This is a genomic window from Kitasatospora sp. NPDC058170 (genome assembly GCF_042883905.1).
Classification (GTDB): Bacteria; Actinomycetota; Actinomycetes; order Streptomycetales; family Streptomycetaceae; genus Kitasatospora.
Window position 1 is genome coordinate 205,426 of sequence record NZ_JBHVUV010000005.1, and the last position, 22,680, is coordinate 228,105.

Below are 22,680 nucleotides of genomic sequence, written 5' to 3' on the forward strand. Positions count from 1 at the left end.
CGGTCGGCAGAGCGACGCGGATCGGTGGCGGGAACGGGGGCTTCCCCGCGCCCTGCCTGTCCATCGACCTTAAGGACATTTCGCCACGGTCGCACTTCTGTGCGACCGGGGTGGCGCGGGGCGCCGGAGTGCGGCCGGCCGGGGCGGACGCGCCGGGCGGGGCGTCCTCCGGTACGGCCCGTCGCTGGCGCATCATGGGCCGGGCGGACGGAAGGAGACCCATGCCGGAGCCTGCCCCGAGCAGCCGCGGACGGCGACCCGCCGTCCCCTCCCTCCCCGGGCTCACCGTGCTCAGGGGGTACCGGCGCGACTGGCTGCGTGGAGACCTGCTGGCCGGCGGCACCGTCGCGGCGTACCTCGTACCGCAGGTCATGGCCTATGCCGGCGTGGCGGGCCTGCCGCCGGTCGCGGGGCTCTGGGCGATCCTCCCGGCGCTGGCCGTGTACGCCTTCGTCGGGTCCTCCCGGCTGCTGTCGGTGGGGCCCGAGTCGACGACGGCGCTGATGACCGCCACCGTGGTCGGGCCGCTGGCCGGCGGGGACGCCGGCCGCTACGCGGTGCTCGCCGCGACTCTCGCCGTGGTGGTCGGCGCGCTGTTCGTGCTGGCGTGGCTGGCCCGGCTGGGATTCGTCGCCGACCTGCTCTCGCGGCCGGTGCTGATCGGCTACCTGGCCGGGGTGGCGCTGATCATGATGGTGGACCAGCTGTCCAAGCTGACCGGCGTCGAGGTGGAGGGCGAGGGGTTCGGCCCGCAGCTGACCTACTTCGTGCGGCACCTCTCGCAGGCGGACACCGCCACCATGGTCCTCAGCGCGGCGGCGCTGCTCTTCCTCTTCGCCCTGGACCGCTTCCTGCCCGGGCTTCCCGGCCCGCTGCTGGCCGTTGTCGTCGGTACGGCCGTGGTCGGGATGTTCGGGCTGCAGGAGCACGGCATCGCGGTGATCGGTGAGATCCCGGCCGGACTGCCCAGCCCCTCCCTGCCGGACCTGGGCGAGGTGCGCCGACTGCTTCTGCCCGCTCTCGGGGTGCTGCTCGTCGGCTACACCGACGTGATCCTCACCGCGCGGGCCTTCGAGTCCCGCGACCGGGGCGAGAAGCTGGACGCCAACCAGGAACTGCTCGCCCTGGGCGGCGCCAACCTCGGTGCCGGGCTCCTGCAGGGGTTCCCGGTGAGCAGCAGCGCCAGCCGCACCGCGCTCGCCCAGTCGGCCGGCGGGCGCACCCAGGCGTACGCGCTGGCCGCGGGCGTGGTGGTGCTCGCCGTCCTGCTCTTCCTGAGCCCGCTGCTGACGTACACGCCGTCGGCCGTGCTGGGTGCGCTGGTCGTGTTCGCCGCGATCCGGATGATCGACGTGGCGGGGCTGCGTCGGCTGAAGGGCTTCCGGCGCCGGGAGTTCCTGCTGGCGGTCGGCTGCCTGGTCGGTGTGCTGGCGCTGGACATCCTGTACGGGGTGCTGGTGGCCGTGGGGCTGTCGGTGGCGGAGCTGCTGAGCCGGGTGGCCCGCCCGCACGACGCCGTCCAGGGCCTGGTGCCCGGAGTTCCCGGCATGCACGACATCGACGACTACCCGCAGGCACGTACCGTCCCCGGGCTGGTCGTCTACCGCTACGACTCGCCGCTGTTCTTCGCCAACGCGGAGGACTTCCGCAGCCGGGCGCTGGCCGCGGTGGCAGGGGAAACCGATCCGGTCCGGTGGTTCGTCCTCAACACGGAGGCCAACGTGGAGGTCGACATCACCGCGCTGGACTCGGTGGAGGCGCTCCGGGCCGAACTGTCCGGGCGCGGCGTCGTCTTCGCGCTCGCGCGGGTCAAGCAGGACCTGCGGGGTGAGCTGGACGCGTACGGGCTGACCGACTCCGTCGGCGCGGACCGGATCTTCCCCACCCTGCCCACCGCTGTGGCCGCCTACCGGGCCTGGGCCCGGTAGGCGGGTGCGGCGCGGCGCTGTCGGGCGGCGAGCTTGCCCAGCTCCCACAGGAGCAGCAGCGCCACGGGGGCGAGCAGGGCCCAGCCGAACTGGGCGAGGGTGAGTTCGGTGGTGCCGAGGATGCGGCGGAAGGCGTCCGTCTGTGTCACCAGGACGGCGAGGACGAACTCGCCCAGGGCCGCCCGGTTCATCGGCCTGCTGTCGAAGGTGCCGGCGCTCAGGACGGTGGCGTGTTCGCTGCGGCATTCGTAGGCCGCCACGATCAGGCAGAGCGCGAAGGCGGTGAAGGCGATCGAGCTGCCGGTCCTCACGCTCCCGTAGTGGTGCTCGCCCAGTTCGATGAGCAGCAGCAGGAACACGGTGACGGCCAGTCCGCTGAGTCCGACGGTGAGCATGACGGACCTGGTCAGCAGCGATTCGCCGCGCGGGCGCGGGGTGCGCCGCATCAGGCCGGGGCTGGCCAGGTCGAAACCGAGGGCGAAGCCGAAGGGCGCGTTGACGACGAAGTGGATCCACAGCACCTGCGGTGGGGTGAACGGCTCGCCGGCGGCGATGTTGAAGACCGTCGCGCCGAGGAAGGTCAGGACGAAGGTGACCAGGAGCATCAGGACGAAGCGGATGTACTTGGTGAGGTTGTCGTAGAGCTTCCGCCCCTCCTCGACCGCGAACACGATGGTGGCGAAGTTGTCGTCGGAGAGGATCATCCGGCCGGCGTTCTTGGTGACGTCGGTGCCGCTGCCCATGGCGATGCCGATGTCGGCGGCCTTGATGGCGGGTGCGTCGTTGACGCCGTCGCCGGTCATCGCCACGACCTCGCCCTTCTTCTTCAGCGTGTCGGCGAGCAGCACCTTGTGTTCGGGCGAGACCCGCCCGAGCACGCCGATGCCGTCGATGCGGGCCAGCCGTTCCTGCTCCGGCAGGGCGGCGAAGTCCGCCCCGAGGATCGCCGTGCCGGGGATCCCGAGCTGGTGGGCGATGGCCTCACCGGTGGTGACGTCGTCGCCGGTCACCATACGGACCCGGATGTGGGCGGCCTGGGCGGCGGCCACGGCGGCCTTGGACTCCGCGCGCGGCGGGTCGACCATGCCGACCAGGCTGGTCATCCGCAGCTCGGTGACGAGCGCGAGCAGGTCGCCGTCCGGGTCGAAGTCGGAGGGGTCGAGGTCGCGTTCGGCGGCGGCCATGACCCGCCGGCCCTCACCGCCCATCCGCGCGGACTGGGCCTCGGCCCTGGCCCGCAGGTCGGCGTCCCACGGGACGGTCCGGTCGGCCGCGAGGGCGCTGGTGGCGCGGGCCATGACGGCGGGCGCCGCGCCCTTGACGAAGCAGCGCACCACCGGACGGCCCGCCGCGTCCACGGCCGGGGTGAAGACGGCCATCAGCTTGTACTCGGGGTCGAACGGCAGGGTGGCGAGCCTGGGGTGGCGCTCCCGGGTGGCCTCGATGTCCAGGCCCGCCTTGTGGCCGAGTACGAGCAGCGCCCCTTCGGTCGGGTCGCCGACCACCGTGCCGTCCACCAGCGTGGCGTCACTGGCGACGAGGTACGGCAGGACGGCGTCCTCGATGCCGGCCGAGGAGCCGGCGGCGTGGTGGATCCGCCCCTCCAGGCCGTAGCCGCTGCCCGAGACCGTGTAGCGGTCGGTCGGGCTGATGACCTCGACGACGGTCATCTGGTTCATCGTCAGGGTGCCGGTCTTGTCGGAGTTGATGGCCGAGGTGAAGCCGAGGGTCTCCACGGAGGGCAGTTCCTTGACGATGGCGTTGCGTTTGGCGAGGTTCAGGCTGCCGACCGAGAGGATCACCTGGGTCACGGTGGGCAGGGCTTCGGGGATGGCGGCGATGGCCAGCGAGACGGCGCTGACGAACAGCACGTCCCAGGCCTCACCGCGACTGCGGCCCAGGGCGAACATCACGACCATGGTCAGGCCGGCCGCCGCCGCGATCCACAGGGTCAGGGTGTTGAGTTCCCGGGTGAGGGGTGTCTGCTCCTTCTCCGTCGCCGAGAGCATTCCCGAGATCTTGCCGAGCTCCGTCCCGGCGCCCGTGCCGGTGATGACCAGGACGCCACTGCCGTGGGTGACCGGGGTGTTCATGAACGCCATGCTCGTCTGGTCGCCCGGACCGAGCGGGCCGTCCGGGAGGGTGTTCGCGTCCTTCGCCGCGGGCACGCTCTCGCCGGTCAGCGCCGACTCGTCGATCTGCAGCGAACTGGCCCGGACGATCCGGCCGTCCGCGGGGACGGTGTTGCCCGCGGCGATCAGGACGACGTCGCCGACCACCAACTGCTCGGCGGGGACCTCCGCCTCGACTCCGTCCCGGCGGACCCGGGCCGTCGTCTTCATCATCGACCGCAGCGCGTTCATCGCGCTCTCGGCCTTGCCCTCCTGCCGCAGGCCGACGACGGCGTTGAAGAGCGTCAGCACGATCAGCAGGACCGCGGTGCTCCACTCGCCGATCGCCATCGCCACCACGGCCGAGGCGACCAGGATGACCTGCATGTAGCTGCGGTACTGGTCGAGGAAGCGCAGCCAGCCGGGCCGCACGCTCTCCTCCGGCAGCGCGTTCGGCCCGTTCGCGGCGAGCAGGTCCGCGGCCCGGGCGGCCGGGAGCCCGACCTCCGGGTCCACGCCGAGCCGCGCCGCGACCTCCTCGGGCGGTGTCGCGTACCAGGGCCGCACGGCCGGACCTGCCGCCGACGGGTCGGTGTGCGCCGTCATCCCTGCACCTCTCCCACGATCCGGTTCCCCCGGCGGGCCGGCGGTCGGCCGCCGCTGCGCTCAGTCACGGTGTCCGGCGGCGTACGGGTCGCGCTCGGCGCCCTCCGGGGCCTGCGACTCCAGCAGCCTTTTGGCGACCCGCAGTTCCTTGCGGGCCTTCTTGCCGACCACCGGGTACCGGGGGTCGATCTCCATGAGCGTGTGCGCGAGGACCGCGGCGGCGCAGATGCGCGCGAACCACTTGCGGTCGGCCGGCACGACGTACCACGGCGCCCACGGGGTACTCGTGGCCGAGAGCATCTCGGAGAAGGCGTGCTGGTAGTCGTCCCAGCGCTCGCGTTCGCGGAGGTCCGCCGCCGAGAACTTCCAGTTCTTCTCCGGCAGGTCGATCCGCTTCAGGAAGCGCGTGCGCTGCTCCTCCTCGGAGAGGTTCAGGAAGACCTTCACGACGCGGAACCCGTTGTCGCAGAGGTAGCGTTCCCAGTCGTTGATCTCCTGGTAGCGGCGGGTCCAGACGTCCGGTCCCCTGGCGCCGTCGGGAAGCCGCTGCCGGTCGAGGTTCTCGGGATGCACCCGCACCACGAGCACCTCCTCGTAGTGCGACCGGTTGAAGATCGCGATGTCCCCGCGGGCCGGCAGGCGCCGCGCGTAGCGCCACAGATAGTCGTGGTCGAGCTCCTCGGCGGAGGGCACCTTGAAGCTGCTGACGTGCACGCCCTGTGGATTGACCCCGCTCATGACGTGGCGGATCGTCCCGTCCTTCCCGCCCGCGTCGATCGCCTGGAGACAGAGCAGCACACCGTAGGTGTCCTGCGCGGCCAGCTTCGCCTGGTACTCGGCGAGCAGGCCGACGCCGGTGCGCAGCAGCTCGGCGCCGTCCCGCTTCCTCATCCGGGCCTTGTAGCGCGGGTCGAAGTCCTCGGCGAGGTCCACGCGCGAGCCCGGCTCCACGCGCAGCGGCTCGATGAACTTCGCGATCCTTCTGGCCTGCTTGTCGGACTTCGCCTTGCCGGACATGGCCACCCCGCTTCCTCTCGGTCCGAGATGCTCAGGCGACCGAGCGGCCGCCGCGACGGCAGCCGCCGGACCCGGTCCGTCCCGGTTGGTCCGGTCCCGGGCGAGGTGCGGGCGCCCGGGGCGGTGGCCCCGACCGCCGGTCGGCCGACCTCGGTACCCACCACCCTTCGGCCGACCGCCGGGGCCGTCCATCCGGGTACGGCCGTCCGGGTGCCCCTCGGCGATCGCGGTGCCGCGCGCAGCGTCAGGGTCGGGTAGGGAACCGTGCCCGGTCCGGCCGCACGTCGAGCGGCACATGTGGGAGGCCAACGTCCGCTTCCTTCCGGCTGGTTGCCACTCCGAGAAGGCTCTGCGGAATCTCAAATCGGGCGGGAGGGTCTTGCCCTGCAAGACGGCGTAGGTGACGGTAGGCGTCCGGGGCTTTCACAGAACGCAACCCGAGTCGCGTCATTGGGGGAGATCAGCGTGACAGAGAACTCCGACTACGTCCTTGCGCCGCCGCTGCCCGGCCCGGAGGATCCCGCGGCACCCGGGCGGCGTGCGCTGCTCCGCTCGCCGCGCGTGCCGTGGTTGCTGCTGGCGTTGGTCTCCGTGTTCTGCGTCGGGTTCGCGGCGGTGGCGGGCTGGCTCTGGCTCCGTGAGCCCGATGCGGTGGACACCTCGCTGCACGTGGCTGCCGGGACGGTTCAGGCGGACCTGCTCTCCCCTGACGAGGTCAGCGCGCTGGCGGGGACCACGTTCGTGGCCGGCGCACGAGCCGGCGAGCCGGCCGCCGCTCTCGGAGCCGAGCCGTCGACGTGCGCGGCCGCAGTGGGGCCGGCCACCAAGGCCGTCTACGGGCAGGGCTGGACGACCTTCGTCTCGGCGACGTACGGCGATGCCGCTGGAGCGGGCGACTACACGGCGACCCAGGTCATCGGCATCTACCCGGAGGCGGGGGCCGCCGGGGCCGCGCTGCGCGTGCTGGCGGACGGGCTCAGGAACTGTCCGGCCGCCCAGCGCGCCGAGGCGGACGGCCGGAACTCGACATGGACCTACAAGACCGACACCGTCGCCCCGGAAACGGTCGTCTGGACGGCGGTCCAGGACGCGGGGGACGGCTGGGCGTGCTACCGCCAGGCCCGGGCCACCGGCCGGGCCCTGGTGCAGGTGGCGCTCTGCGAAGCGGGTGACGGCAGTTCGGCCGTGTCGAAGATCGCCGACCGGCTCGCCGCGAAGGTGACCCAGTGACCGGGCGCGGCGCGGTGCGGCGCCCGGCCGGCACCCGTGCGAGGGCCGCCATGGGACGCGGCCTGTGCCTGGCGCTCCTCACCGTGTTCGTGCCGGCGCTCGCAACCGGCGAGAGCACCGCGGCCCCGGCGGCAGATCCACCGGTCCCCGGCCTTGCCGCGCTGGCATCCGGCGCACCGGCCCCTGAGCCGCTGCGGCCGAGTCCGGCCTACCCCTCCGCCCTGAACAGCCAGGTCGCCGCGTTCAGCCAACAGGCCGCAGCCCTGCCGCAGCGCACGAGCGAACTCATGGGTGCTACCGAGAACCTGAGCCAGGCCACGGAGTCGTTGCAGGCGCGCTCCGCGGCGGCGGGTGAGGACGCCGCCTCCGTCAACGGCAAGGTCTCCGCTCTCAACGCCAGGTCCGAGGCCCTCAGCGGCCGGATCGCGGCGCACAACGCTGCTCCGCACGTGTTCCAACTGCCCGCGCAGGCCGGGGCGGCGAGCGCCTACGACGCGGAGAAGGCTCAGCTCGAAGGGGAAGCCGCCCAGCTCGGCGCGGAACGGGCCGGCCTCGAGTCGGAGCGCTCGCAGGTGGTCGCGAGGCAGCAGGAGCTCGCCAAGGACGCGTCGAAGGTCAGCACCGACGCGCTCGCGCTCGGCCGGCAGGCCACGGCGCTCCTTCAGGACATGCAGCAGCTCGGCTCCCAGCGCGAGCAGTTGCTCCAGCAGATGGCGTCGTCGAACCAGGCGGTCGTCAACGCTCCGGCCGGTCCGCCGGCCACGACCACGTCCATGGCGCAGGGCGCTGACGCGGCGCGGCCGCTGCGGCTCGCCGACCGCAGCCCCGCGGCGGCGGACGATCGTGACCACCGGCAGGCGGGCCGCAAGAACGCAGCCGTCGACGCCTACGCCCAGCAGCACGGTGTCAAGGTCATCAAGCGGCCCGTCGCCGCCTACCTGGCCCCCGACGCGGTCAGCCGCCTCCCCGCCGCGGACCTTGCCCGGCTCTCCCCCGTCGCCACGTACGACGCCCTGGTACGCAAGCCCAACGGCCACTACAAGGCATTGGAGGTGTGGGACCCGCGCGCCAGGCCCGGCAGCGGCCAGGAGGAGTTCAACTCCGCACTCTCCAAGGGTGCCCAGGCCGTCGCCGCCGGCGGTAAGGAGATCATCGACGAGGTCGAGTCCCTCACCACCTGCGCGCCCAACAGCTTCCCCGCAGGCACCCGGGTCCTGCTGGCCGACAACACCACCCGCCCCATCGAGACCATCCGCGCCGGTGACCTCGTCACCGCGGCGGACCCCACCGCCGGCCTCTCCGGACCGCGGGCCGTGACCGGCACCATCCACACCCCCGACGACCGCGACTTCACCGAACTGACGATCCGTCACGACGACGGCACCTCGGGCGCGATCACCGCGACCGACCACCACCCCTTCTGGGTCGACACCACCCGGGCCTGGACCGACGCCGCGGCGGTGCGTGTGGGCGACACGCTGCGCACCGACGCCGGTGCCACCGCCCAGGTCGCCTCGATCCGGCACTGGACCGGTCTCGCGCCGGCCTACAACCTCACCGTCGAGGGCCTGCACACCTACTTCGTGCTGGCCGGCGACACCCCGGTCCTGGTGCACAACGCCAACCCGGCGGACTGCGACAAGCTGACCTGGGAGATCCTCGACAAGCTCCCCGTCAGGCCCGACGACAAGGGCTACACCACCGGCCAGCCCGTGCTCAGGACCAAGAGCGGAACCGCGGGGCGCTGGGGCGGACTCGTCTACAGCGGTTCGTACATGGGGCAGGACAAGGCACTGGTCACCAAGATCAGCGACTGGCTGAAGGATCCCAGGAGCGGCGCCCCCAGGATCCCGACCCCGAACGCAGAAACCGTCTACCCGAGCTCCAACCACGTCGAGGCCAAGGTCGCGTGGAAGATGGCCGAGAACAACAAGACCGTCACGGACGCCGAGGTGATCATCAACAATCGGGGAGGAGTGTGCAAGGGAGATGGTCTGACGTGCGATGACGTAGTCCCCTTCATCCTCTGCGCCGGCCAGACGCTGGTGGTCATCTACCAGAAGCCGGACGGAAATCTGGCCGACCCCCACCCCATCCGCGGAAGAAGGAATTGCTGATGGTTCTTCGGATCGACTACGCGGGCGACAGGAAGTTCCCCGTCGGTGAAGCGGAGACCTCCCGGACAGTGGTCGAAGCCCTCGAATCAAGCAGCTTCGAGCGCAGGCCGGTGACGTTCGCCCTCATGGATCCCCCGGCCGAGTTCCCGGTGGCGTACCTCACCGTTTCGGTCAGCGCGGACCACAGCTGCGGCGCACTGGTCTGGTGGGCGAGCGGGAGCCTGCTGGAGAAGGGCGGGGTCTACGGGAACATCTGGCTCTCCGACAACCCGCAACCTCCGGTTGCCGACCCGGACGTGGTCTCGGACGCCTACACGGGACGGCGGCACGATCCCGCCAGCACCCTTCCCATCCACCGCATCAGGACCGCCGTCGAGGAGTACCGCCGAACCGGCACCGGAGCGCGCCCGGAATGCATCGACTGGGTGACCGGAGAGATGAACGGCCAGCGGCACGACAGGCCGATCGTCGAAGACTGACGGACCGCCGGGACCAGCGAGCGGTGGCCGATGACCGCCCCGTGCTGCGGTCGGGGCTCAGACGAGTGGCTGTGACCCCGCGGCCGCGGCAGCCTTCGGTTAACCCTTTGCCGAGGAGCCGGTGGACCGGCTACGTTCTCCCAGCCGTCCATGTTGATCCGGACCGGCGCTGTCGACGAGGAGGTGTGGAGCACATGCGCAGGAGTGCCCGGCAGGTGAGCCCGCGTACCGACCTTTGCCACCTCCTCACCACGGAGACACCTTGTCGTTCCGCATCACCCCACTGACCGACCCCGCCGACGGGGCGCACAGCCGGCGCCTTGCATGGCTGGCGTCCGACGCCGACTCCATCCCTGTCGGGGCGGCCTTTCTGCGCCTGTTCGACGGCGGACAAGAGCACCTGGCCGAACTGACCGTCCAGGTTCATCCCGTGGAGCGCCGCAAGGGCGTCGGTTCCCGGCTCCTCGACACGGCCGTGGCCGCCGCCCGGGACAACAGTCGGCGCTGCGTCGTAGCGCAGGCCGAAGCCGGATCGCCCGGTGACCTCTTCCTGTCGGCCGGCGGCTTCCGCAAGGTCCTCACCCTGAGGTACGCCCGCCTGCCCCTGGCCGGTGTGGACGTCGCCTCCCTGGCAGAGATCATCGAGCGTCCGCATTCCGGCTACCGGCTGGCGTCCTGGCAGGGAGCCGTCCCCGACGATCTCGCGCAGACCTTCGCCGACTCACGTCGCGCCATGGACGACATGCCCATGGAGGACACCGACCACGGCACCACGGCCTGGGACGTGGACCGGGTCCGGGCTGCGGCGAAGGCCGTCGAACAGCGCGGCGACCACCTGCACACCGTCGTCGCCATCGACACCTCCAACGGCTCGGTCGCCGGGTTCACCGAACTCGTCGTCCCCGGCAACGGCACGGGTGACGCCCAGCACTACGGCACCGGCGTCCTGCCCGAGCACCGCGGACACGGCCTCGGCCGCTGGATGAAGGCCGAGTCGATCCGACATGCTCACGGGCACTACCCGGACCTCGGCGGCCTCCTGACCGACACCGCCGACAGCAACACGCACATGCGACACATCAGTGACAGCCTCGGCTACCTGCCCACGCACACGACACTGCAGTACCAGCTCGACCTGTAGGGACGAGCGGACGGGCCGGACCTGGGCGTCACCTCGCCCGGCCCGTCGGCACTTTCACAACAGGCCCACGGCTCGATGCAGAAGTCCGGGGTCGGTCAGGCCCGCTCGCCCGCCGTCCGAGGGGCCGGCCGACGGTGTGTCATGAGCGGCCTGCTGACGGTGAACTCCCGGAAACGGCAAGCCGCTTCGGAATGGTAGGCGGCCCCGTTCCACACCAGGGTCAGCACCCGGTGGCAGTTCGGCGCCGCCACGTGCACCCAGGCCACCGGCACGTGCGCGTCGCTGCCGGCCAGCCGGGACATCGCCGGAATGAGTCCGATGCCCAGGCCGCTGCTGATCATGTCCTGGCTGGCGCCCGGCTCGTCGCCCTCGCAGGACAACCGCGGGGTGAGCCCCTCGGTGGCGAACATCCGGTCCAGCAGGGCGCGTTGCCAGTGCCCGCGGCGGGTGGTGACGAACGGCTCGTCGGCGAGCTCGGCGATCGTCACGCTCTTCCGGCCGTCCAGCCGGTGCCCGCGCGGCACGGCCAGCAGCACCTCCTCACGGAGCAGCTCTACCGACTCCAGGTCCGGGCCGTCCAGCGGCTGCGAGGCCACGCAGAAGTCGATCTCCCCCGCACGGAGTTGGCGGTCCATCTCGTCCACGGTCGACTGGAAGAGCCGCACCTCGGCGCCCGGGAAGGCGGCCCGGAAACCGCCCATCAGATGGGTGACGGTCAGCAGGGTCTCGGAGGCCACGCCGACCCGGCCGAGCCCGGTCTCCCGCGCCTCGCTCAGCGCCCGGCGCGCGTCGTCGAGCTCGCTCAGCGCGCGGTCGACGTGGCGCAGGAACACCACTCCGTACTGGTTCAGCCGGATCCGCCGGCCGTGCCGGTCGAAGAGCGGCGAGCCCAGCTCGGCCTCCAGCCGGGCGATGGTGCGGCTGAGCGAGGGCTGGGCGACGTTGAGCTCCTCGGCGGCGCGGCTGATGTGCTCGAAACGAGCGACGGCCTGGAAGTAGCGCAGTTGCAGCAAATCCACGGTTCACCTCTGCTTATGCCTCACGGGTTATCCACACATAACAGAACCGGTCTTGGAAGGCATAAGCAATCCTCGCCTAACGTCCTCGGTGGGGTTCGTCGCACAGGCGGTGGCAGCGCTCCTGCCCACCACCCGCACACGCGAAGCGAGGAATCCTCCCTTTCCCCCCCATCCCCTGTCCTCCCCTGTCCGCCTGCCGACCCGGAGGCCGACCGCCCCCCAGGAAGGTCGCATCATGAGCGCTGCGGATCTGGCCCGACTCCAGTTCGCGGCCACCACCAGCGTGCACTGGCTGTTCGTCATCCTCACCATGGGGCTGGTCCCCATCGTGGCGATCATGCACACCCGGGCCGCGTACACCCGGGACCCCGCCACTCGCGCGGTACGGGAACGCATGACTCGCTTCTGGGGCCAGCTCTACGTCATCAACTACGCGGTCGGGATCGTCACCGGCCTCGTCATGGAGTTCCAGTTCGGACTCAGCTGGAGCGGCCTGAGCAAGTTCGCGGGCAACGTCTTCGGCGCCCCGCTGGCGCTGGAGACCCTCATCGCCTTCTTCGCCGAGTCCACCTTCCTCGGCATGTGGATCTTCGGCTGGGGCCGGCTGCGCCGCGGCGTGCACGTCACGCTGATCTGGTTGGTCGCCCTCACCGCGTACGCCTCGGCGTTCTGGATCCTGGTCGCCAACGGCTTCCTCCAGCACCCGGTCGGCTACGAGGTGCGCGACGGCGCCGCCTACCTGACCGACTTCGGCGCGCTGCTGACCAACGCCAACGCCCTGGTGGCGCTCGGCCACCTCGCCCTCGCCGCGCTCACCACCGGCGGCATGTTCGTCGCGGGCATCAGTGCCTGGCACTTCGCCAAGGGCACCCGGGAGACCGCGCTGTTCCGCAGCTCGCTGCGCCTGGGCGTCTGGATCAGCATGGCGGCCTCGTTCTTCGTCATCATCGTCGGCAACCTGCAGATCCCCGTGATCGAGCGGACCCAGCCGATGAAGGCGGCCCTCCTGAAGGGCAGCGGCGTCGCCGAGGAGCAGGCGCGGCTGGTCGCCCAGCACGGCGCCGGGGACTACGTGCCCTGGCAGGGCTGGGTGAGGAACTCGATGGACCTGATGACGATCCTCGGCAACACGGTGTCGACCATCACGTTCGTCGCCGCCTTCCTGCTGCTGAAGGACCTGCTGGTGCGCAAACGCTGGCTCGCCTACTTCATGACCGCGACCATCCCGCTGCCCTTCATCGCCTCCGTCGGCGGCTGGGTGGTGCGCGAGATCGGACGCCAGCCGTGGCTCGTCTACGGGGAGCTGACCGTCGAGGACGCGCTCTCGAACGTCGGCAGGGGATCCCTGACGGTGTCCTGCGTGGTGTTCATCGCCGTCTTCACCGCCCTCGCGGTGACCAACTGGACGCTGATCGCCCGCTTCGCCCGCCGCGGTCCGGACGGCGCCCAGCTCGGCGCCGGCGAGCTGCCTGCCGGCGACCTGCCTGCCGACGACCTGCCCGGTGCGGGCGGCTCCGACGGGAAGCAGCCGGTCCCGGCCTTCTGAACCGGACCACCGGCCCCGCACCGAGATGAACTCCACCGACATGACGGAAGGTTGGTCCACATGAGCCTGGAGACCCTCTGGCTGGCCCTGCTCGGCCTGCTGCTCGCCGGCTACTTCACGCTCGGCGGCTACGACCACGGCGTCCAGATGCTGTCCCCGTTCCTCGGTACCGCCGGAGGTACCTCCAGCGGTACCTCCGGCGGCACCCCGACCGGTCCGCGGGAACGGAACGCCGCGCTCGACGCGCTCGCCCCGTTCTTCCTCGGCAACGAGGTCTGGCTGGTCGCCTTCGCCGGCGTGACGTTCGGCGCCTTCCCACACCTGGAGGGCAGCCTGCTGTCCGGCCTGTACCCGCTGATCGTGGCGATCCTGGTCGGCCTGGTGCTCGGCGGCGCCGCGGTCCAGCTGCGCGGCCGCTCCCGCGACCCCCGGGCCCTGCGCCGGTGGAACGCCCTGGTGGTGCTGGGCGGCGCACTGCCCGCCGTGTGCTGGGGCATCGTGGTCGGCCTGCTGCTGCACGGCGTGCCGCGCCGGGCGGACGGCTCCTTCCACATCGGCGCCGGCGACGTGTTCGCCCCGTTCGCGCTGACCTGCGGGATTGCCACCGCGCTGCTCTTCGCCGGACACGGCGCGGCATTCGTCGCACTCCGCTCGGAGCCCGAACTCGCCGCCACCGCACGGCGGATGGGCGCCACTCTGGTCGCCGCGGCCGGAGTCGCGGGCGCCCTCGCGCTGGTGCTCTCACTGTTCGGGGCGGGGGCCTCGATGACCAGGCCGGGCACCTCGGCGGTGCTGTTCGCCCTCGTCGAGGCGGCCCTCGCGGCCGGCTGGTGGCACCTGACCCGCGGGAACGACGCCCTGGCGTTCACCGCCACCTGCGCCGCGACCGCGCTGCCGGTGCTGCTGGTCGGAGCCGGCCAGTACCCCTACCTGCTGGTCGCGTCCTCCGGGGCGGGGATCACCGTCGCCGACGCCGTCGCCGACCGGGCCACGCTGAAGCTGCTGACCGGGTTCGGCGTGGTGGTCGTCCCGGTGATCCTCGCCTACCAGGCCTGGAGTTGGTGGGCGTTCCGCGGCCGGACCGGCCGGCGCCACCCCAACTACTTCTGACCCACCGCCGCCGGCCGCCCGCCACGCGCGGCACGCGGCCGGCGGCAACACCCGGGAGGGACCACGGGATGAAACCGGTCGAACACCGCCTTCGGCGCGAACTCCACGTGCTGCGCCACCACTTGACCACCTCAGTCGGACTCGCGCTGCTGGGCGCCGGACTCGTCGTCGGCCAGGCCGGCCTGCTGGCCGGCCTGCTCGCGGACGGCTTCGCCGGACACGGCCCGCGGACCACCGTCCTCGCCGCCCTCGGAACCGTCCTCGCCCTGCGCGCCCTGCTGGCCTGGGTCCGCGGCGCCCTCGCCCAGCGCACCGCCGCCGAGGCCAAGCGCGTGCTGCGTGACCGCCTCGCCGAACGCCTGCGGCGCACCGGCCCCCGGCGCCTGGCCGCCCGCCGGCACGGCGAGACGGCCACCCTGTTCACCCGCGGCCTCGACGCCCTGGACCCGTACGTCACGGGCTACCTGCCCACCATGGCCGCCACCGCCGTCGTCCCGCTCGTGGTCGTCGGATGGCTGTGGTGGACCGATTGGAGCTCCGCGCTGATCGTCGTGATCACGCTCCCGCTGATCCCGGTGTTCGGCGCACTCGTCGGGATGCACACCGCCCGGCGCACCGCCCGGCAGTGGCGGCTGCTCGCCCGGCTCGGCGGCCACTTCCTCGACGTGGTCGCCGGACTGCCGACGCTGCGCGCGTTCGGCCGTGAGCACCACCAGACCGGGGTGGTGCGGGAGATGGCCGACGCCCACCGCCGGGCCACCATGCGGACGCTGCGGGTGGCCTTCCTCTCCTCCCTCGTGCTGGAGACCGTCGCCACCCTGTCGGTGGCGCTGGTCGCCGTCCCGGTCGGCCTGCGGCTGCTGGCCGACGACCTGGACCTGCGCACCGCCCTGGTCGTCCTCTTCCTCGCCCCCGAGGCCTACCTGCCGCTGCGCGCGGCGGGCGCGGCGTTCCACGACAGCGCCGAGGGCATCACGGTGGCCGAACGGGTCTTCGCCGTCCTCGACGAGGAGGAGCCGACGGTGGCCGCCACCGCCACCGCCACCGCCGCCGTCCCGCCCAGCCCCGTCCCCGCCGGCCCCGGCCCTGTCCCCTGCCCCGACGCCCGGACCGCGCGGCTGCGGCTCGACGGGGTGACCGTCCACCACCCCGACCGCGCCGCGCCCGCCCTCGACGCCGTCTCGCTCACCGTCCACCCCGGCGAGCACCTCGCCCTGGTCGGCCCGAGCGGCGCCGGAAAGTCGACCCTCCTCGCGCTGCTCCTCGGCTTCGTCACCCCCGGCGCGGGCCGGGTCCTGGTCGACGGCACCGACCTCGCCACGCTCGACCCCGAGGCCTGGCTCGCCCAGGTGGCCTGGGTGCCGCAGCGCCCGCACCTGTTCGCCACGACCGTCGCCGACAACATCCGCCTCGGCCGCCCCGACGCGACCGACGCCGACGTCCGCGCGGCCGCCCGGGCCGCCTGCGCCGACGGCTTCGTCGACGCGCTCCCGCGGGGGTACGCCACGCCGCTCGGCGAGCACGGCGCCGGGCTGTCCGCCGGACAGCGCCAACGGATCGCCCTGGCCCGCGCGTTCCTCAAGGACGCGCCCGTGCTGCTGCTCGACGAGCCGACCGCCCACCTCGACCCGGAGAGCGAGGCCACGGTCACCCGGGCCACCGTCGACCTCATGCGCGGGCGCACCGCGATCGTGGTCGCCCACCGCACGAGCCTGCTGCCGTACACCGACCGGACCGTCACCGTCCGGGCGGGCGTCCTGGCCGCCGACGGGCTGGTGCCCGCATGACCCGTCCACCGCGCCCCGGAGCCCCCGTACCCCGGCTCGCCGCCACCCCCGGTTCCCAGCCCGCCACCGCCCCCGGTCCCCGCCCCGTCCTCCGTCTGCTGCGCCACCTCCTCCCGTACTGGCACCGGCTGCTGCCCGCTGCCCTCGCCGCCGCCGGCAGCGAACTCAGTGGCGCCGCCCTGACGGCCACCGCCGCCTGGCTGATCACCCGCGCCGCCGAACAGCCGCCGATCTCCGCCGTCGCCCTCGCCGTCGTCGCCGTCCGCGCCCTCGCCCTGGGCCGCGGCACCCTGCGCTACGCCGACCGCCTGCTCGGCCACGACGGTGCGCTGCGCGCCGTCGCCGACTTCCGCGCCCGGGTGTACGAGGCACTCGTCCCGCTCGCCCCGGCCTGCACCCCGGCGTTCCGCAGCGGCGACCTGCTGACCCGCCTGGTCGACGACGTCGACGCCGCCCAGGACCTGCTGCTGCGCGTTCTGCTCCCGGTCACCGCCGCCGGCCTGGTCGCGCTCGCCGCCACCGGCACCGCCCTCACCCTGCTCCCCTGGGCGGGACTGCTGCTCGGGGCGCTGCTCGCCGTGGCGGGCCTGCTGGTGCCCGCCCTGGTGCTCGCGCTGTCCCGCCGGGCCGCCCGCACGGAGAAGACCGCGCGCGCCGAACTCGCCGCACTCACTGTCGACCTGACCGAGGGCGCCGCGGACCTCGCCGCGTACGGCGCCTGCGGCCGCGTCCACGCGCGGGCGGGCGCGGCCACCGCCCGGATCGCTGCGCTGGAACGCCGCAGAGCCCTGACCACCTCGCTCGGCTCCGCCGTCGTCCTGCTCCTCCAGGCCACGGCCACGGTCGGCGTCACCTGGCTCGGCCTGAACGCCCACGCGGACGGCCGGCTGCCCGCCGTTCACCTCACCGTCCTCGCGGTGCTCGCCCTGGTCTCCTTCGACGCCCTGGCCGGCTTGCCCGCCGCCGCCCGCCGGCTCGCCGACGTCCGGGCCGGCGCCCGTCGGCTCGCCGACCTCATGGACACCTCGGCCCCGGTCAGCGACCCGGCCGACCCGGCCCCGCTGCCCGCCGGCGGACCGCTCGGCGTCGAGATCACCGACCTACGGGTGCGCCACCGCGCCAACGGCCCGGCCGCCCTCGACGGCGTCAGCCTGCGGCTGGCGCCCGGCCGCAGGGTCGCGCTCCTCGGCGCCAGCGGCTCCGGCAAGTCCACGCTGATCGCGGCGCTGATGCGGTTCGTCCCGTACGAGAGCGGCAGCATCCGGGTCGGCGGGCGCGAACTGCGCGACTGCGCGGGCGCCGACGTCCGCCGCGTGATCACCGGCGTCACCCAGGACGCCCACGTCTTCCACACCACGATCCGGGCCAACCTGCGCCTGGCCTGCCCCGACGCCACCGACGAGGCCCTGCGCGAGGCCGCCCGCCGGGCCCGGCTGCTCGACTGGATCGAGTCACTCCCCGAGGGCTGGGAGACCGTGCTCGGCGGCGACGGCGCCACCATGTCCGGCGGCCAGCGCCAACGCCTGCTGCTGGCCCGCGCCCTGCTCGCCGACCCGCCGGTCCTCGTCCTGGACGAACCCACCGAGGGCCTCGACCCGGACACCGCCGCCGCCGTCCTGGCCGACATCCTCGACGCCACCCGCGGCCGCACCACCCTCCTGGTCACCCACGACGACGCCGCCCTCGACGCCGTCGACGACGTCCTCACCCTCACCGACGGCCGCCTCGCCGCCACCTCTCCCACACGGGAGACGCCTGCGATCCGGTGACACGTGCAACGCCCGGGTGGGCAGCCGTTCGGCTCTGGTGCTCCAGTCCCGTCGGCCCGATGACACGGAACTCGGGTTGCGTGGGACAGGTCGGAGCGGGTCAGAGCAGGGTGCTCCAGTAGTACCAGAACCGGTTCAGGATCAGCAGGGCGATCACCGCCGCCCACAGGGCGGGCAGTGCCCAGTGGTAGCGGGCGGCCTCGCGCACCACCGGGCGCAGGCGTGGACCGACCGGGATCACGCCGGTGCGCAGATTGTGCAGCGTCGTGTACCAGAACAGCAGGATCACCGTGGCCCAGACCACCATGCAGTACGGGCAGAGCGCGCCGATCTCGTACAGCGCCTGGTCGATCAGCCAGTGGACGAAGACCACGCCGAGCAGGGTGCCCGCGTGCAGCCCCAGCCAGAACCAGCGGCGGTGGGCGGCGCCGGCCAGCAGCCCCGCGCCGATCGCCGCCAGCGCGGCGAAGGCGGCCAGGCCGAGCAGCGGGTTGGGGAAGCCGAAGACCCCGGCCTGTTCGGTGCGCATCACCGAACCGCAGCTGATCACCGGGTTGATGTTGCAGCTCGGGACGTAGGAGGGGTTCTCCAGGATGCGGAGCTTGTCGAAGGTCAGGACGGCCGAGGCGGCCAGTCCGAGCAGCCCGCCGAGCAGCAGGAGCAGGGCGAACGGCCGGCTCGCGCCGATCGGCGCGCGGCCGGACGGCGAGTCGTCGGCGGCCGCGGGGCGGGAGGGGTTCACGACGGTCGGGGCGGTCATGGCAGAGCACTCCGGTGGGTGTGAAGGGACCGGCCCGGCCGGGACGTCGGCCGGGCCGGTGGTGCTCACTACAAGCCCGCGGCCTGCTTGACCTGCGTGGTGAACTGCTCGGGCGTCACGGCGCGGTTGCCGCTGAACAGCGTGATCGGCTTGCCGTCCAGCTTCACCGTCGGCGTGCCGGTGACCCCGCTGCCGTTGAACGCCTCCGCGACCTTGGCCGCCCACGGCGCGTACGTCCGCTCGGTGACCGCCTTCACGAAGGCGTCCGACTTCAGCCCGGGCACCTTGTCGGCCAGCTCCAGCAGGTGGTTGACGTTGCCGAAGCCGTCCTCGCGCTCGTCCGGCTGGTTGGCGTACAGCACGTCGTGGAACTGCTTGAACTTGTCCACGCCCTCGTTCAGCGCGGCGCCGACGGCCGCCAGGGCGGTCCGGGAGCCCTTGCCGCCGAGGTTCTTGTCCAGGAACGCGGCCAGGTGGTACTCGACCTTGACCGTGCCGTCGTCGGCCAGCTTCCTGACCGTCTCGCCGTTGCTCTCCTCGAAGTTCTTGCAGACGGGGCAGCGGAAGTCCTCGAACACCTGCAGGGTGTGCGCGGCGTCGGCCTTGCCGTACACCACCAGGGTGCCGTCCGGACCGGAGGCGTTGGCGGGCACGACCAGGGCCGTCGGCTCGGCGGCCGCCGACGGGGCCGAGGACTTGCCGTCGCCGCCCGCCGCGTTGATCGCCAGCGCGGTGCCGCCCGCCAGCGCGAGCACGGCGACGATCGAGACGCCGACGACGATCCGCCGCCGGCGGCCGGCGGCCAGCTCCTCCAGGCGCTGCGCCTCCTGGATGCGCTCGCGGGCGCTGACGCGCTGGGACTGCTTACGGATGTTGGGCTGGTTCATGGGTGGGTCGACTCCTGTACGGGGCGCGCGGTGCGCGCGGGATCGCCGCCTCGGCGCGGCGCGCGGCGCGGGAGGGCGCCGGCCGTCGCGAGTGGTCTGGTCAGGAGGAGCGCGCTGCCTGCGGGCGTGCGACGAGGTCCGCCGCGGTGCCGGGGGACGTCGCGGAGACGGTCCGGGCCGGTCGGGGCTCAGCAGGCAGGCGCGAAGGCCGGCGGACCGCGCCGGGGCGCCGGGCTGAGGACGACGTCCTCGCGGCGCGGGAGCAGCCGGTCGGAGACCGGCAGCGGCACCCGCAGCACCGGCCGCTCCACCGCCGGGACCAGCAGCAGGAGCAGGGCCCGCAGCGGGGCCGCGAGCGACTGGCGCAGCGCGCGCAGGGCACGGGCCAGGCCCGACAGGGCGGCGTCGCCCAGGCGCAGCCAGGCGGCGGCGGCCAGCGCCACCAGCAGGTGCACGAGCAGGACGAGCAGCTGGGTGGCCGCGGGTGCGATCGCCCCGGCGTGCCCCAGCGGCCCGGAGAACAGCGAGCCGTCCACCGAACCGCCGCCGCAGACCAGCAGGTTCATGCCGCGCGCGGGGGCGTGCTCCGCCCCGAGGACCGGACCGCAGCCGGACTGGCCCAGGTTGAAGGTGGTGTTGAGCAGCAGCTCGATCGGTACCAGCACGGCCGAGATGTGCAGCAGCCGCCGCTCCCCGCCGGCCAGCGCGGTCGCGAGGAGGAAGACGACGGCGGTCGCGGCCGCCACCAGGTTGAGCGGCAGCGGGCGACCGGTGATGACGACCTGGCCCAGCGCGGACAGCGGCACGGCGAGCGCGGTGAACACCGCGGCCCGCAGGGCCCTGGTCGCGTGGGTGGAAGGCGTCATGCCCCGGAGTATGCCACGAGGCTTACCGCCCGCACGAGAGTGCCTCAGGAGTCGGCCCGCTCGCGGTCGAACAGGTTGCCCGTCGGCGGTCGTTCGTTCGCGGGGCGGGGGTGGGGAGTTCACCGGGGCGATGGGTTTGCGGCCGGGCGGCGCGCTGAAAGACCGTCAAGGGCTGCCGGACCGGGCGGAGGCGATCCGACAATCGGGCGATGGACCATGCCACCGGCCTGCCGACCCCGCCGGTGCCGCCGACGGCACCCGCGCCGCCGACACCGCACCTGCCGCACCTGCCGCATCCGCCCACGCCGCAGCCACCCCACCCGCCCGCGCCGCCGACGCTGCACCCGCCGCCGTACTGCCCGAACCCGACGGCCTCTCCCTCCGCCTCCGTGACCGCCTCCGCCACCCCCGCCGCTCCGGCGCCGCCACCACCCTCGGCCTCCGCAGCGCCCTCGCCGTCACCCACCCACCCGGCTCCGGTGGCCGACCCGTCGACCGCCCGCCCCGCACCCCCGCGGACCACGGCCGCGTCCTCGCCCGCACCCGGGAGGCCGACGAAGCCCGTCGGACCGCTCGCCGCCGCGCCCGCGCCGTGGCAGTCACCGAGCCCGGTCCCCACTCCCACCCCGACTCCCACCGTTCCCACCGCCTCGACGACCGCGACCATCGCCGTCGTCGCCGCACCCCCGCCGCCCGCCGCCGGCCCCGCCACGGCCGGGCTCGACCCGGTCGTCTGGACGGCCGTGCTGCTCCTCACCGCCCTGATCCCGGCCGCCCTCGCCGCAGCGATCGGCCACCACCCGACCCACCGGAGCCGCCGATGAACCCCGGCCCCCTGCTGAGCGCCGCCGCGGCCGTGGCGGTCGCCGTCACCGCCCTCGCCGTCGCCCACCGCTTTCGCCCCGCCGTCGCCGAGGGCGAGATCCCGCCCGAACCGCATGCCACCCTCGCCAGCATCGGCTCCGGCCTGCTCTCCGGCTTCATCCTCCTCACCAGCTTCCTGATCGCCACCGGCTGGGCCTCCCACACCACCGGGCTCGTCCCGCCCCGGGGCCTCTACGCCGCCGACCTCGCCGCAGGGGTGGCCGTCCTGCTCTACCCCGCCCTGGCGGGGCTCCCCTTCAGCCCGCGCTACATCACGGCGGTGTGCTTCTTCGCCGCCCTGGTCGGCTACTCGATGTCCCTGGCGATCCAACTGCGGCCGTAGGAGCCCGCCCCGGCCCCGAGCTGACGCCGGGTCAGGATGTCGGCGGGGGTGGGGAGCGGGCCCGACCGGATCAGCACACCCGCGAGGGCACCTCCCTGACTCCGCGCCTCGGGCCACCGCCCGGCGCGCCCCCGGCCACCGGCCGGCGGGCTAGCCTGGAAGGCGTTTCGAAGGCCCCGTCGAGAGGGTGAGCGCCGATGGCAGCAGCGGAGACCACCGTGGGCACCGTCCTGCTGGAGCGGATCGGGGCGCAGGCCGAGGTGCTGGCCGGGCTGGACGACGCCGTACGGGCGGACGCGCCGGACGCGGTGCACCGGATGCGGGTCGCCTGCCGGCGCCTGCGCAGCGCCCTGCGGACGTACCGGCGACTGCTGCGCACCGGTGCCGCCGACGGGCTGGTGGCCGAGCTGCGGTGGCTGGGCGCGGAGCTCGGGCGGGCCCGCGACCGGGAGGTGCTGGGCGAGCGGCTGGTCGCACGGGCGCGGGAGCTGCCACCGGAGTGCGGTCCGGACCGGGTCGTCGCGGCGCTCCGGCGGTGGGAGCGGGAGGAGTACCGGCGGGACTGGCCGGAGGTGGTCGCGGCGGTGGACAGCCCGCGCCGGCGCGCCCTGGGCGAGTCGCTGGCCGTGCTGCTCGCCGACCCCCCGCTGCGCGGGCGGGCCGGGCGTCCGGCGGGGCCGGAACTGGCCCGGATCGCGGCGCGGGAGCAGAGCCGGACGGCGGAGCGGATCCGGCTCGCGCTCGCGGTGCAGGGAGCCGGTCCGGAGCGGGCGGCGGCCCTGCACGAGGCGCGGAAGGCGGCGAAGCGGGCCCGGTACGCGGGGGAGACGGCGCAGCCGGCGGCCGGGCACGCGGCGCAGCGGTACACCGAGCGGATGAAGGCCGTGCAGGAGCTGCTCGGGGAGCACCAGGACGCGGTGGTGGCGGCCGCCGCGCTGCGCGAACAGGCCGCGCCCTCGGGGGAGCCCTTCGGGTACGGGGTGCTGTACGCGCGGCAGCTGGCGGACGCCGACGCGGCACGGCGGAGCCTGCCGGCGGTGTGGGCCCGGGCGGCGGAGCCCGCACTCGCGCATTTCCACGGCTGACGGCTGACGGCCGAC

18 protein-coding genes are annotated in these 22,680 nt (G+C 73.5%); 12 read left to right on the forward strand and 6 right to left on the reverse strand.

The window, feature by feature from the left end; genetic code table 11:
- Positions 1–221 precede the first annotated feature (221 nt).
- Positions 222–1,928: a SulP family inorganic anion transporter gene (locus tag ACFVVX_RS08350; RefSeq protein WP_387942787.1), complete on the forward strand. Its 1,707-nt coding sequence runs from the start codon at positions 222–224 to the stop codon at positions 1,926–1,928.
- Here ACFVVX_RS08350 and ACFVVX_RS08355 read toward each other — a convergent pair.
- A complete protein-coding gene (locus ACFVVX_RS08355) occupies positions 1,907–4,645 on the reverse strand; it encodes a cation-translocating P-type ATPase (RefSeq protein ID WP_387942789.1) in 2,739 nt (912 codons plus the stop codon). The genes ACFVVX_RS08350 and ACFVVX_RS08355 overlap by 22 nt on opposite strands.
- 60 nt (positions 4,646–4,705) lie before the next feature.
- Positions 4,706–5,662: a polyphosphate kinase 2 family protein gene (locus tag ACFVVX_RS08360; protein ID WP_387942791.1), complete on the reverse strand. Its 957-nt coding sequence runs from the start codon at positions 5,660–5,662 to the stop codon at positions 4,706–4,708.
- Positions 5,663–6,127: 465 nt separating this feature from the next.
- Between ACFVVX_RS08360 and ACFVVX_RS08365 the strand changes: the two genes are divergently transcribed.
- From ACFVVX_RS08365 to ACFVVX_RS08380, 4 genes are all read left to right on the forward strand, one after another.
- Positions 6,128–6,892, forward strand: coding sequence for a sensor domain-containing protein (locus tag ACFVVX_RS08365; protein ID WP_387942793.1), 765 nt, complete (start codon positions 6,128–6,130; stop codon positions 6,890–6,892).
- On the forward strand, positions 6,889–9,009 hold the full coding sequence (locus ACFVVX_RS08370; RefSeq protein WP_387942795.1) for a polymorphic toxin-type HINT domain-containing protein: 2,121 nt from the start codon (positions 6,889–6,891) through the stop codon (positions 9,007–9,009). Before ACFVVX_RS08365 ends, ACFVVX_RS08370 begins: the two co-directional genes overlap by 4 nt.
- Positions 9,009–9,488, forward strand: a complete 480-nt coding sequence (locus ACFVVX_RS08375; RefSeq protein ID WP_387942797.1) for an Imm1 family immunity protein — start codon at positions 9,009–9,011, stop codon at positions 9,486–9,488. Before ACFVVX_RS08370 ends, ACFVVX_RS08375 begins: the two co-directional genes overlap by 1 nt.
- A 262-nt stretch (positions 9,489–9,750) precedes the next feature.
- Positions 9,751–10,629, forward strand: a complete 879-nt coding sequence (locus ACFVVX_RS08380) for a GNAT family N-acetyltransferase (protein ID WP_387942799.1) — start codon at positions 9,751–9,753, stop codon at positions 10,627–10,629.
- Between the two features lie 95 nt (positions 10,630–10,724).
- Here the strand turns inward: ACFVVX_RS08380 and ACFVVX_RS08385 are convergent, their stop codons facing one another.
- Positions 10,725–11,648 carry a LysR family transcriptional regulator gene (locus tag ACFVVX_RS08385; RefSeq protein WP_387942801.1) on the reverse strand — a complete coding sequence of 308 codons (924 nt, stop codon included), beginning with the start codon at positions 11,646–11,648 and terminating at the stop codon, positions 10,725–10,727.
- Between the two features lie 235 nt (positions 11,649–11,883).
- Between ACFVVX_RS08385 and ACFVVX_RS08390 the strand changes: the two genes are divergently transcribed.
- The 4 genes from ACFVVX_RS08390 to cydC all read left to right on the forward strand — a co-directional run bounded on the left by ACFVVX_RS08390 (position 11,884) and on the right by cydC (position 17,860).
- Positions 11,884–13,194 (forward strand): cytochrome ubiquinol oxidase subunit I, encoded by a 1,311-nt coding sequence (locus ACFVVX_RS08390; RefSeq protein ID WP_387942803.1) that lies wholly within the window; start codon positions 11,884–11,886, stop codon positions 13,192–13,194.
- A 60-nt stretch (positions 13,195–13,254) separates the two neighbouring features.
- On the forward strand, positions 13,255–14,304 hold the full coding sequence (locus ACFVVX_RS08395) for a cytochrome d ubiquinol oxidase subunit II (protein WP_387942805.1): 1,050 nt from the start codon (positions 13,255–13,257) through the stop codon (positions 14,302–14,304).
- A 68-nt stretch (positions 14,305–14,372) separates the two neighbouring features.
- Positions 14,373–16,091, forward strand: coding sequence for a thiol reductant ABC exporter subunit CydD (gene cydD, locus ACFVVX_RS08400; protein ID WP_387942807.1), 1,719 nt, complete (start codon positions 14,373–14,375; stop codon positions 16,089–16,091).
- The gene (gene cydC, locus ACFVVX_RS08405) at positions 16,088–17,860 is read left to right on the forward strand and encodes a thiol reductant ABC exporter subunit CydC (protein WP_387942809.1); all 1,773 of its coding nucleotides are present in this window, start codon (positions 16,088–16,090) and stop codon (positions 17,858–17,860) included. The genes cydD and cydC overlap by 4 nt, the downstream gene beginning before the upstream one ends.
- Before the next feature lie 100 nt (positions 17,861–17,960).
- On the opposite strand, the gene ACFVVX_RS08410 is transcribed toward cydC, so the two are convergent.
- The 3 genes from ACFVVX_RS08410 to ACFVVX_RS08420 form a co-directional block, all read right to left on the reverse strand.
- On the reverse strand, positions 17,961–18,620 hold the full coding sequence (locus ACFVVX_RS08410) for a vitamin K epoxide reductase family protein (RefSeq protein ID WP_387942811.1): 660 nt from the start codon (positions 18,618–18,620) through the stop codon (positions 17,961–17,963).
- Positions 18,621–18,688: 68 nt separating this feature from the next.
- Complete coding sequence (locus tag ACFVVX_RS08415) at positions 18,689–19,507, reverse strand: DsbA family protein (protein WP_387942813.1); 819 nt, start codon at positions 19,505–19,507, stop codon at positions 18,689–18,691.
- Between the two features lie 188 nt (positions 19,508–19,695).
- Positions 19,696–20,373, reverse strand: coding sequence for a hypothetical protein (locus tag ACFVVX_RS08420; RefSeq protein WP_387942815.1), 678 nt, complete (start codon positions 20,371–20,373; stop codon positions 19,696–19,698).
- Between the two features lie 209 nt (positions 20,374–20,582).
- Here ACFVVX_RS08420 and ACFVVX_RS08425 point away from each other — a divergent pair, with 209 nt between their 5' ends.
- From ACFVVX_RS08425 to ACFVVX_RS08435, 3 genes are all read left to right on the forward strand, one after another.
- The gene (locus ACFVVX_RS08425) at positions 20,583–21,197 is read left to right on the forward strand and encodes a hypothetical protein (protein ID WP_387942817.1); all 615 of its coding nucleotides are present in this window, start codon (positions 20,583–20,585) and stop codon (positions 21,195–21,197) included.
- The gene (locus tag ACFVVX_RS08430) at positions 21,194–21,580 is read left to right on the forward strand and encodes a hypothetical protein (RefSeq protein ID WP_387942819.1); all 387 of its coding nucleotides are present in this window, start codon (positions 21,194–21,196) and stop codon (positions 21,578–21,580) included. The genes ACFVVX_RS08425 and ACFVVX_RS08430 overlap by 4 nt, the downstream gene beginning before the upstream one ends.
- A gap of 197 nt (positions 21,581–21,777) precedes the next feature.
- The gene (locus ACFVVX_RS08435) at positions 21,778–22,665 is read left to right on the forward strand and encodes a CHAD domain-containing protein (RefSeq protein ID WP_387942821.1); all 888 of its coding nucleotides are present in this window, start codon (positions 21,778–21,780) and stop codon (positions 22,663–22,665) included.
- The last annotated feature ends 15 nt before the right edge of the window (positions 22,666–22,680 follow it).